This is a genomic window from Citrobacter sp. JGM124, from assembly GCF_018257795.1.
Lineage (GTDB): Bacteria > Pseudomonadota > Gammaproteobacteria > Enterobacterales > Enterobacteriaceae > JGM124.
On sequence record NZ_JAERJD010000007.1, the window covers coordinates 282,854 to 294,975 of the forward strand.

The following is a 12,122-nucleotide window of genomic DNA, read 5'->3' on the forward strand; positions in this document are numbered from 1 at the left end:
GGTATCCATTATGGTCAGTTTAAAATCTTTAATACACTATTCCACACAGTCCACGCCAAGCCAACCACTAACAGCGGAAGAGCAACAGCAGGCTGAAGATCTATTAGCGTATTTCGGCGGTCGGGATAATATAAAGCAAATAGATGCCTGCATTACACGGCTTCGTATCACCGTCGAGTCACTATCAAAGGTTAACTCCGAGGCTTTGCAACATGCAGGGGCACTGGGTGTTATTATTATAGGTAAAGAGGTGCACGCAATATTTGGCAAGCAGTCAGATAACCTACGCAAAATATTGGATGAACGATTTTCTCAGAACTAATAAAAAAGGGGTAACATCATTGTTACCCCTCAAAAAAACCATAAAAACAAATCATCAGGTAATGTCGTGCTACTTACCTCTGAAAAATAACAAAGACAACCCCAGACACAAATATGGCAACAACAATAATGAAAATATCCATTAAAATGGGAGCGTAGAAATAATCACCACCATGCTTCGACTTGTACCCCAAAGTTCCAGTCATTATTTGCTGTGTTATCTTTAAACGGCTTCCCATCTTCAGAATCATTCAGATAAGAAACAAAAACACGTAATTCCGGGCGTGCCATAAACTCTGTCGTAGGAGCCAAACCAAGCGCAACTGTATATTTCTCACCCGCCTGTTTATAATTTGAGCCATTATTATAACTATCTTTTTGATAGAAACCGCCGACTTCACCGATAGCACGAACATATTCTGTAAATTGATACTGAGCACGCCCAACTAATGAGACCAAACGGACTTTATCGGTATATTCAGTCGTTTTATCTGCTGCGCCTAATGTTAATACATGGTTTAAAGAGAATTTATCAGTGATAGGAATAAGCCCTGTGTTAATCATACGATAACCGGTGGCATCATCAGACATATTCCACATGTCATACCAGCCTCCCCCCTGGGACACCATATTCTGTGCGAGGCCTTTATTCGCAAACTGAATAGCGGTCTTATTGTATCCTCCCAGCATATCCTGGCTAATTTCTCCGGTCACCATGACACCGTTTTTGGCATCATACAGGCCACCGTACTCTTTTTGTTTTTTCGTTGGGTTTGGCATGGCATAGTCTATACCAAACTCCGTCCAGGCTCCCTCCCAGGGCTTGAACCCGGCATAACGCACATCAATGTAGTTGATGTTGACATTATTTGTATTGTCTTCACGCTTATCTACGTCCTTTGCGTCACCACGGAACCAGGCAAGGGAGATAGCCCCGGGGCCTAAACTGTAATTTTCAATCCCTGCACCGGAACCTGAAATATTCCAGTATTTGGTATCAATGATATGTAAATCATGACGTTGGTAATAACGTTTACCGCCCCAGATAACGGCGTCTTTATTGTCCGGGATGAGTCCCTTAATCTGCAAATTTAACTGGCGCAGGCCAAATTTCGCATCGTCATTGAAGGTCGTTTCATTGTCAACTGAACCATCAGATTGCATACTGACCATACTGTTCACATAAAAACTGACATCATCTTTTTGGTATACATTAGCGCCGAGTTCGATTTCGCCGTAGGTGTCATTTTCATTCCCCAGGCGACCCAGTTTATTCTTTTGCCACTCGACCATGCCGCCATCCTGCGACACACCAACGCCACCACGTAAGTAGCCATGAAAGTCCATTTTTTCAACTGCGAGAACCGCGGGAGATGCAAGTGCTGAAGCCAATGCAACAGATAAAACGCGCAATTTGGTGTTCATATCATCCTCTGTATTATTTTGTTTTTGTATTACGTTCACACATGTATTGATATAAAATGCTTAATTATAATAACTGGCAATATACAGAGTGATTTATTGTGATTTACTGCAAATAAATCAGGGTTAAAAATAACAACAAGTGACAACCCTCACTGATTTTTGCAATGTGATCGTAGTACATTTAATTATCATCCTATGTGACTCAATATTGGTACCAGGTTTTTTCGCTATACCCCTGTTACAATCAGGGAAAATACTTACAGGGAATCGGATAATGAAGTCCAAAAACGCTACATTAGAGGATGTTGCCCGCCATGCTGGGGTGTCATATCAAACAGTCTCAAGAGTAATAAATAAGTCTGCTAACGTCTCAGAGAACACACGCCGCAAGGTTGAAAGGTCAATTGAGGAATTACGTTACGTGCCAAACAGGCTGGCCCAGCAACTGGTAGGCAAGCAGAGTATGACCGTGGGATTGGTGACCACATCACTGGCACTGCATGCCCCTTCACAGGTGGCTGCGGCGATTAAGCAGTATGCGAATGCTGAAGGCTATCAGGTGCTGATCTCTATGATTGATGAGAACGTCTACCAAAGCATTCAGGACTCTGTCAATGAACTGAAATCACAGCGTGTTAACAGAGTTATTATTAATGTGCCATTAGAATCTGATATTGCAGAAAAAATTTCAAAAAACAATGATGATATCATCTGCCTTTTTCTTGATGTCGATCCTTACAGTTCCGTGTTCAACGTTTCATTTAACCCGGCTGATGGTACACGGGCAAGCGTGAAATATCTCTATGATCTCGGGCATCGTGAAATTGCATTACTGGCGGGGCCAAAACAGTCTGTTTCGGCCAATTTACGCCTTAAAAGCTGGCTGGATACACTGGAGGATTACGGTTTGCCGCCGGTCATTGTGCTGCATGGCAATTGGGATGCCCAAAGTGGCTATAATTGTGCGTTACAAATGTTACATGAGGTCCAACATTTCAGCGCGGTCCTGGTGGCTAACGATCAGATGGCCCTCGGCGTATTAAGTGCATTTCATCAGCATCAATTGAGTATTCCCGGGCAAAAATCCGTTGTGGGATATGATGATACTTATGAGAGTTCCTTCTTCTACCCGGCACTGACCACCGTATCCCTTGACCTCGACCTACAGGGGAGAGAAGCCGTGCGGCACATTCTCAGTGCCAGTGAAAATGATAAACAGCGCCTGTCCTCTATTTTACCGGCAAAACTGGTTGTCAGGAACTCGACAGGGCCTGAGGCAAAAGAACAGCGTGACTTGCAACGAATTGCTGAAGAGCTGCGTGCCATTGCCCAGCGGCTGTCAGACTGACACACCGCTCAGTCAGGATCTGCCACTGTATGCCGCGTGATTAAAATAATCTCGTAAATCAGAGGGATATTCATTGCTCTATTTGTTCTGCTAGACCGATACACGATATGACCTATTATCAGCATTGCTGAAAAGAACAGAATGACAAATTAAGCAATTGATTTTAAAAATAAAATTTCATTACGTGATTTTTATAATAGCTAATAAACCTGAATGGCCTGGTTAATTCAGATTTGAACCGGCTGACGCAGGTCAGCTGACATATCAACAGCCCTGAATGGGGTCTGTCATCATACTGCACGGTAAAAAGAGCCCAAGGCAGGTTATTGCACGGCGTCTTAAAAAAGGTATGGAATCGAGCATGCATGCTACGGACTGTTCGCTAAAAACATTCTGACAATATTAATGCCAGCCAGTCATTCCAGGGAAAGTCTATGGGTGAATACAGTAATGTACTTTCCCATACCACACGGGAAATAAAGACTGTAACCGCAACTGACAGTAAAAAAAAAGCCCCTTATTTTTCTGAGTTTTCAGTAAATAAGGGGCATTTATTTATGAACTAAAAGCATCTAACATATTGAATAATAGATATTACAAGCTTTCAGTAAAGGTACGGGTGATAACATCACGCTGTTGTTCAGGTGTCAGGGAGTTGAAACGTACTGCATAACCTGAAACACGAATAGTCAACTGTGGATATTTTTCTGGGTGCTTAACCGCATCTTCCAGAGTTTCACGACGCAGAACGTTAACGTTCAGGTGTTGTCCGCCTTCTACTCGCACTTCCGGTTTTAATTCCATTGGAATTTCACGGTACTCGAACTGTCCCAGTGCGTTGATAGCCACAACTTCATCTTCAGCGTAGCCAGCTTTAGCGCAGACACAACGTGCCTCACCTTTGTCTTCATCCAGCAACCAGAAAGAATTCAGAAGTTGGTTATTAGCAGCTTTAGTGATCTGGATACCTGTAATCATTGTATTTCTCCCCAAGGGCTCATATTGCTGATTTTAGGGCCAGCACGCTGGCTCATTGGTATAACCTTTGTCTTAATGGTGATTTTATAACAGCCTTTAGGGCATGATTCTTTGACATAAATCAAGAAAAACCTGGGGGCATTCAGTGTCTGGAGGGGATTTATTTGTTTTACATCAACTTAGTTAATGAGCAGATTTATAAAATAATTTGTAAATTATCAACTTTTATTAGCTTTCCTTCCCGGGCAATTCCGCAGATATTTTACCCTGAGGCAAGAAGTCGTTAAGCTACGGGTTGATGACTTCGCAGGAGAGCGAGATGAGCACGACCCTCACATGGCATGATGTGCTGGCTGAAGAGAAACAGCAGCCCTACTTTATTAATACGCTCGGCGCGGTCGCTGCTGCACGTGCTGCTGGTATCACCGTTTACCCCCCTCAAAAAGATGTCTTTAATGCTTTTCGTTTCACCGAACTCGGCCAGGTGAAAGTCGTGATTCTGGGCCAGGACCCTTACCATGGTCCAGGACAGGCTCACGGGCTATCATTTTCGGTACTCCCGGGGGTGGCTTCCCCTCCGTCGCTGGTGAATATGTATAAAGAGCTTGAAGCCTCGATCCCTGGTTTCACACGCCCTAAACATGGATATCTTGAAAGCTGGGCACGCCAGGGGGTCTTATTGCTCAACACTGTATTAACTGTTGAAGGAGGCCAGGCCCACTCCCATGCCAAATTAGGCTGGGAAACCTTTACCGATAAAGTGATTGCTTTAATTAATGAGCATTGTGAAGGTGTAGTCTTCCTGTTATGGGGAGCCCATGCACAAAAAAAAGGGCGTTTTATCGACCGTCAGCGTCACTATGTTCTGGCCGCCCCGCATCCCTCTCCACTCTCAGCCCATCGTGGATTTCTCGGATGTGGCCATTTTGTACAAGCCAACCAGTATTTGGTAGAGCACGGGCTGGCCCCAATTGACTGGACTCCGCAACTCCCCGAATAGCCTGGAACGAAAAACGCCTGATGATATTCACCAGGCGTTTTATCAGCAACAATACGGTTGCCCTGCATAAAAATGATTATATTTTATTTTGACGCCACCACTCCGCCAATAGTACACCTGTAGCGACAGAGACGTTCAAACTTTCAACGTTACCTGTTCCATCAATCGCGACACGCATATCAGCATTATCGAAGGTTGAGTCAGAAACACCATCACGTTCCTGACCAAGTACCAGCACCATTTTTTTCGGCAGTCGGGCACTAAATAACGGCGTTCCCTGATGGCTGGAAGTGGTCACGATGGTATAACCTGCACGGCGGAAAGCTTCCAGCCCATCACTGAATGTTTCACCACTGATGGCCACCACATGTTCAGCACCACCTTCTGCGGTACGAACGGCTGCCCCTGACTCCAGTAAAGAAGCATCCTGTACCAGTAACCCCTTGATACCAAAATGGGCACAACTGCGCATGATACCGCCGAGGTTATGGGGGTTCCCTACATCTTCCAGTGCCAGCACGCAGTCCTCTTCACCGGCTTGCCCCAGCCAGCTTTGCACACTGATACCACTGCGTTTTTTAATAAGGAAGCAGACACCACCATGATGTTCCGTACCAGAAGCTTTTTCCAGTTCTGCATCTTCGACAACGTGATACGCTTTGCGGTTTGCTGCCATCCAGCGCAGTGCTTCTTTAAAGCGCGGGGTCACACTCTGAATAAACCATGCCCGAACAATACAATCAGGACGACTCTGGAAGAGCGCCTGACAAGCATTTTCACCGTAAACCCGAGTTTCTTCGGCACGCTGGCGACGAATAACTTCAGGATCAACAAAACTTTTACCGCTAATACCACCGTGATCCGGGGTCGCTGGCATATTTTCCCGTGGTGCGCGGGAAACCGTTCGCCATGGTGATCCTTCGCTGCCAAAATCATTGGATTCGTTACGACGGCGATCTCCACGAGGCTTATCAGCATTACGAGCCGGACGACGATCGCCTCCTTCATTACGTGACTGACCCGCAGGACGTCCACCGCCTTTTCCTGTACGTGGATTTTGGCTACGTTTATCACTGTCATCGTCACCGCGGACATACATCACTTTGACTTTGCCGCTTTTACCTTTAAATTCGTCGTTCATTATTCCTCCACCTCGCTGAGCGCAACGGGCGCAGATTACCTGATGTGGCACGGCTTCGCCATTAACTTTGTTTAAAAGCCAGTAACTATTACATTCATCGAGTAAATCATTTGGCTATCCTGTCCGATCAATGGGTAGCATTATCCCCAGAACGGAACGTTATAATGCTTCCATATACTCACGAATAAATGACGCTTTGAGGTTAGCCATGAATACTGTTTGTGCAGACTGCCTGGGAATCAACCGCGTGCCTGAAGAGCGTATAACTGAAGGTGCAAAATGTGGTCGCTGTGGCCACCCGCTGTTTACAGGAAAAGTGGTTAACGCCACGACAGAGACTCTGGATAAACTTCTGAAAGATGACCTGCCTGTTGTGGTGGACTTTTGGGCCCCCTGGTGCGGTCCCTGCGTTAACTTTGCCCCTGTATTTAAGGATGTCGCTGAAGCGCGCAATGGTAAAGTACGCTTCGTTAAAGTGAATACTGAGGCTGAACAAGCTCTCAGCGCACGTTTTCGTATTCGCAGTATTCCGACACTGATGATTTTTAAACAGGGTCAAATGGTCGAGATGCTAAATGGTGCTCTGCCAAAAATTCAATTCGAGCACTGGCTGGACGAAAATATCTAAACCTTTAAGGCCCCTCTACTGTGCCTCTTTATTTATCCAGGTTAAAATAGCGTTTTTAGATAGATTCTTTTTATGTTAGACAACGCTGTTCTTCACCTGCGAGCTGAACGCCTTGCCCGGGCCACTCGTCCTTTTCTGGCCCGGGGTAATCGCATACGTCGCTGCCAGCGATGCCTGCTGCCGCTTAAAAATTGCCTGTGTAGTACGATTCAGCCACAAACAGCTCGCAGCCATTTCTGTTTGGTGATGTTCGACACTGAGCCGATGAAACCCAGTAACACCGGGCGTTTAATTGCCGATATTTTACCGGATACTCAGGCATTTCAGTGGTCACGTACTGCTCCCCCGGAAGCATTGCTTAAACTCGTCACCAGTGATGACTATCAGCCTATGGTGGTCTTTCCCGCTTCGTATGCTCAAGGCTCGCGTAATGTGTTCAGCACGCCACCAGCTCATGGCAAACCCCCTCTTTTTATTATGCTCGATGGGACATGGACTGAGGCACGTAAAATGTTTCGTAAAAGTCCCTATCTTGATAATTTGCCCGTTATTTCTGTTGATTTAACCCGTACCTCAGCCTATCGCTTGCGTGTAGCACAAAGTGCAGATCAATATTGTACTGCTGAAGTTGCAGCCGCACTGCTTGAACTGGCAGGGGATCACCAAGCATCTTCTGGTTTACAGGAGCATTTTACCCATTTCCGGGAATGCTATTTAGCAGGTAAACCCCATCATCAGGCCAGTATCACAGTAAAAGAAGAATAAAGCGTTTAGAATCATCCGGAGATCACTTCTGGGAGAGCACTGTGAGCCAACGTGGACTAGAAGCGCTATTACACCCTAAATCCATTGCCGTTATCGGGGCATCCGCAAAATCACATCGCGCAGGCTATTTAATGATGCGCAATTTGCTGTCAGGAGGATTCAGTGGTCCAGTCATGCCCGTGACCCCGGCCTATAAAGCCGTTTGCGGTGTGCTGGCGTGGCCAGATGTGTCAAGTTTACCTTTCCCACCTGATCTGGCTATTATCTGCACAAATGCCCGGCATAATCTGGAGTTACTGATAGCCCTGGGGGAAAAAAAATGTAAAGCCTGCATCATTTTGTCTGCCCCTCCGGAACAACTTCCGGAACTACAGAGTTGTGCTTCTCGTTTTCAAATACGTTTGTTAGGGCCGAATAGTCTGGGATTGCTTGCCCCCTGGCAAGGACTGAATGCCAGTTTTTCGCCCGTTCCGATTCAGAAAGGCAAACTGGCGTTTATCTCCCAGTCAGCTGCCGTGTCTAATACGATCCTTGACTGGGCACAGCAGCGTGAGATTGGTTTCTCCTGGTTTATTGCTTTGGGTGACAGCCTGGATATTCATGTGGATGAACTGCTCGACTATTTGGCAAGGGACAGTAAAACCAGCGCGATTCTGCTTTATCTTGAACATTTGGGTGATGCCCGGCGTTTTGTTTCCGCCGCCAGAAGTGCTTCACGTAATAAACCTATACTGGTAATTAAGAGTGGCCGTAGCACCAAAGCCCAGGCTCTGCTAAAGACACGGCCAGGACTTGATGCCGCATGGGATGCAGCCATCCAACGCGCTGGCCTGCTAAGAGTGAAAGATACCCATGAATTGTTTTCTGCGGTAGAAACATTGAGCTACATGCGCCCATTACGTGGCGATCGCCTAATGATAGTCAGTAATGGCGCTGCTCCAGCGGCTTTGGCACTGGATGAGCTCGAACGTCGTAATGGGAAACTTGCCACACTGAATGAACAAACGTTAGCACGTCTTCAGGCACAGCTACCTGCTAGTGTAGAACCCGGTAACCCCATTGATCTGCGGGATGATGCTACTTCTGAGCGCTATTTACTGACTGTCGGAGCCTTGCTGGACAGTCAGGAAATAGATGCCTTGATGATCATCCATGCGCCAAGCGCTGTTGCACCCGGCACGTCGAGTGCCCAGGCTTTAATCGAGCTATTACGTAGCCATCCACGAAGTAAATACCTCACGATCATGACGAACTGGTGCGGGGAGTTTTCATCTCAGGAAGCACGCCGTTTATTCAGCGATGCTGGTATTCCCACCTATCGCACCCCCGAAGGGGGAATTACGGCCTTTATACATATGGTGGAATACCGACGCAATCAAAAACAATTGCGTGAAACACCAATACTCCCAGTCCATTTAGCGGCCAATAGCAATACTGCACATACCCTGATTCAGCAATCGTTACTGGAGGGTATAAGAACGCTGGACACCCATGAGGTTAAACCTATCCTGGAAACTTACGGCCTGAAAACATTGCCGACCTGGATTGCCAGTGACAGTGCCGAAGCCGTGCACATCGCTGAACAAATAGGATATCCCGTGGCACTGAAACTGCGTTCTCCCGATATCCCTCATAAATCTGATGTTCAGGGTGTCATGCTATACCTGAGAACCGCCAGTGAGGTACAACAAGCAGCGGAAGCTATTATTGACAGGGTTAAAATGACCTGGCCTCAGGCCAGGATCCATGGGCTACTGGTACAGGGTATGGCTAACCGTGCAGGAGCCCAGGAACTCCGTGTCGTGGTTGAATATGACCCTATATTTGGTCCCTTGATTATGCTGGGGGAAGGTGGCGTCGAATGGCGTCCGAATCAGCAAGCCGCTGTGGCACTCCCCCCTCTGAATATGAACCTGGCCCGCTATTTAATCATTCAGGCCATTAAAATGGATAAAATTCGCAGTCGTAGCGCATTACGTCCCCTGGATATTGCCGGTCTGAGCACTTTGCTGGTTCAGGTATCAAATCTGATTATAGACTGCCCGGAAATCAGGCGTCTCGATATCCATCCACTACTGGCTTGTGGTAATGAATTTACACTGCTGGACGTGACACTTGAACTTGCCCCTTTCCAGGGGGATGCTGATGCCCGGCTGGCTATCAGACCTTATCCCCATCAGCTTGAAGAGCATGTGCAGCTGAAGAATGGAATACTCTGTCTATTTCGCCCTATTCTTCCTGAAGATGAACCACTATTGCAGCAGTTTATCGCACAGGTCACAAAAGAAGATTTGTACTATCGTTACTTTAATGAAATCAATGAATTTACCCATGATGATTTAGCCAATATGACGCAAATCGATTACGATCGTGAAATGGCCTTTGTTGCCATTCTTCAGACGGCTGATGGCGAAGAGATCCTTGGAGTAACTCGCGCTATATCAGACCCTGATAATCTTGATGCCGAATTCGCTGTGCTGGTTCGTTCTGACTTAAAGGGATTAGGGTTAGGTCGCCGTTTGCTGGAAAAACTGATCACCTATACCCGGGAGCATGGGCTGGAGAAGCTCAATGGTATAACCATGCCCAATAATCGTGGCATGATAACCCTGGCTCGAAAACTGGGTTTCAGCGTCGATATTCAACTGGAGGAAGGTATCGTCAGTCTGACCTTACCTCTACTAAAATAGAGATTAGTCAATCAAGCGTGGGAAAACAGCATCACTTTGTTAGATAGTAGTGATACTATCAGCAAGTTATGACATCTGGATTTTTCAGAAGGCCATCCATGAATAGAGAAGATATGCACTGTGATGTTGTCTAAATTTAAGCGATATAAACATCAACAACACCTTGCCCAGCTACCCAAGCTTTCTCAATCGGTTGATGATGTAAAAACCCTTTTTTCTCCGGCTGAGTTCCGAGAAACATTGCTGCGTGAAATTGCGAATGCCAGACATCGCATTACTATTGTCGCACTCTACCTGGAGCAGGACGAAGCGGGGCAAGGTATTCTTTCTGCACTATATCAGGCAAAGCAGCGGCACCCTGACCTCAATGTTACCGTTTTGGTCGACTGGCATCGTGCACAACGCGGGCGCATTGGTGTTGAAGCCACCAACACCAATGCGGACTGGTATCACCGTATGGCAGAACAACACCCGAATCTTGATATTCCGGTTTATGGTGTGCCTGTAAATACCCGTGAAGCACTGGGGGTATTGCACTTTAAAGGGTTTATCATTGATGATGTAGTTGTTTACAGTGGGGCAAGTATTAATGATGTCTATCTGCATCAGCAAGATAAATATCGTTACGATCGTTACCAGATAATCCGTAATCCTAAACTGGCTGATATTTTATCTGGCTGGATCAATCAATACCTGGTGCAGGGACGTGCTGTACACCGGCTTGATTCCCATTCACGTCCAAAGAGTCAGGATATCAAAGGTGATATTCGCCAGTATCGTCAGGAACTGCGTGATGCCTGTTTTAGTTTCAAAAACGATACTGATAATGAGACCCTGGCTATCACGCCACTGGTTGGCCTGGGTAAGACGAGTAGCCTGAATAAAGCTATCTCGAATTTAATACCCTGCACTGAACATAAGCTCATTATATGTACGCCATACTTTAATTTACCCGCTGTACTGGTACGCAGTATTATCAAGCTATTGCGCGAAGGTAAGCACGTTGAAATTATCGTTGGTGACAAGCGTGCAAATGATTTTTATATTCCTGAAGATCAACCGTTTAAAATTATCGGTGCATTACCTTACCTGTACGAAATTAACTTGCGCCGCTTTCTGAGTCGTCTGCAGTATTACGTCAGTAGTGGCCAGCTGACAGTACGACTGTGGAAAGATGATGACAATACCTACCACTTGAAAGGGATGTGGGTAGACGACAAGTGGATGCTACTGACAGGTAATAACCTCAATCCACGCGCGTGGCGTCTGGACTTGGAAAATGCCTTGTTGATTCATGATCCAAAGCAAGAGCTTGTTGAGCTACGTAAAAAAGAACTGGAACTGATCCGTACTCATACCACAGTAGTTCACCACTACCGTGATCTGGAGAGTATTGCAGAGTATCCAGTCAAGGTACGTAAGCTGATCCGCCGCCTCCGCCGGATCCGTGTCGATCGTTTAATAAGCCGGATTTTATAGCGCCAGAATTTGGCATACTGCGCTTTTCCAGACCCTGCAAAGCAGGGTTTTTTTATGTCCTGCCACAGTATGGATGCGCCAATAAATAAAGTCAGTGTTTCAGCATTCAGAACACAAGAACTCCGCTCTTTCGACCGGGATTCTTGCCTGATGCCTGGTCGTTCCCTGTTCTCGTATGGGGTGAGCTCATACTCCCCCGGCTTGGCGCTTCACTTCTGAGTACAGCATATCAGGTGGGGCTAGTGTGTAGCCCTGATGCCAGGCTAATGGCGTCCGGACTGTTCAGTCTCATGCTCATTGTATGCCCCTCTCCTTCCTCGCCTGCCACCTTGTTCCTGTAATATCAA

At 46.4% G+C, this 12,122-nt stretch carries 10 protein-coding genes; 7 read left to right on the forward strand and 3 right to left on the reverse strand.

The genetic code is table 11. From position 1 onward, the window contains the following. Nucleotides 1–10 precede the first annotated feature (10 nt). Nucleotides 11–322, forward strand: a complete 312-nt coding sequence (locus JK154_RS12010; protein ID WP_211992770.1) for a glucose PTS transporter subunit EIIB — start codon at nt 11–13, stop codon at nt 320–322. A gap of 164 nt (nt 323–486) precedes the next feature. On the opposite strand, the gene JK154_RS12015 is transcribed toward JK154_RS12010, so the two are convergent. Next, complete coding sequence (locus tag JK154_RS12015; RefSeq protein WP_211992771.1) at nt 487–1,746, reverse strand: maltoporin; 1,260 nt, start codon at nt 1,744–1,746, stop codon at nt 487–489. A gap of 274 nt (nt 1,747–2,020) precedes the next feature. Between JK154_RS12015 and JK154_RS12020 the strand changes: the two genes are divergently transcribed. Continuing rightward, entirely contained in the window at nt 2,021–3,094 is a 1,074-nt protein-coding gene (locus JK154_RS12020) for a LacI family DNA-binding transcriptional regulator (protein ID WP_211992772.1), read from the forward strand. Between the two features lie 594 nt (nt 3,095–3,688). Here JK154_RS12020 and grcA read toward each other — a convergent pair. Then, nucleotides 3,689–4,072: an autonomous glycyl radical cofactor GrcA gene (gene grcA, locus JK154_RS12025; protein ID WP_211992773.1), complete on the reverse strand. Its 384-nt coding sequence runs from the start codon at nt 4,070–4,072 to the stop codon at nt 3,689–3,691. A 319-nt stretch (nt 4,073–4,391) separates the two neighbouring features. Here grcA and ung point away from each other — a divergent pair, with 319 nt between their 5' ends. Next, nucleotides 4,392–5,072 (forward strand): uracil-DNA glycosylase, encoded by a 681-nt coding sequence (gene ung / locus JK154_RS12030; RefSeq protein ID WP_211992774.1) that lies wholly within the window; start codon nt 4,392–4,394, stop codon nt 5,070–5,072. A gap of 76 nt (nt 5,073–5,148) precedes the next feature. Here the strand turns inward: ung and JK154_RS12035 are convergent, their stop codons facing one another. Further along, a complete protein-coding gene (locus JK154_RS12035) occupies nt 5,149–6,213 on the reverse strand; it encodes a tRNA/rRNA methyltransferase (RefSeq protein ID WP_211992775.1) in 1,065 nt (354 codons plus the stop codon). Between the two features lie 208 nt (nt 6,214–6,421). Between JK154_RS12035 and trxC the strand changes: the two genes are divergently transcribed. The 4 genes from trxC (at nt 6,422) to pssA (ending at nt 11,775) form a co-directional block, all read left to right on the forward strand. Further along, a complete protein-coding gene (gene trxC, locus JK154_RS12040; protein WP_211992776.1) occupies nt 6,422–6,841 on the forward strand; it encodes a thioredoxin TrxC in 420 nt (139 codons plus the stop codon). 72 nt (nt 6,842–6,913) lie between these two features. Further along, the gene (locus tag JK154_RS12045) at nt 6,914–7,606 is read left to right on the forward strand and encodes a tRNA-uridine aminocarboxypropyltransferase (protein ID WP_211992777.1); all 693 of its coding nucleotides are present in this window, start codon (nt 6,914–6,916) and stop codon (nt 7,604–7,606) included. Nucleotides 7,607–7,647: 41 nt separating this feature from the next. Next, on the forward strand, nt 7,648–10,296 hold the full coding sequence (gene pat, locus JK154_RS12050) for a protein lysine acetyltransferase (protein WP_211992778.1): 2,649 nt from the start codon (nt 7,648–7,650) through the stop codon (nt 10,294–10,296). Between the two features lie 123 nt (nt 10,297–10,419). Continuing rightward, nucleotides 10,420–11,775, forward strand: coding sequence for a CDP-diacylglycerol--serine O-phosphatidyltransferase (pssA, locus tag JK154_RS12055; protein ID WP_211992798.1), 1,356 nt, complete (start codon nt 10,420–10,422; stop codon nt 11,773–11,775). Nucleotides 11,776–12,122: the final 347 nt, after the last annotated feature.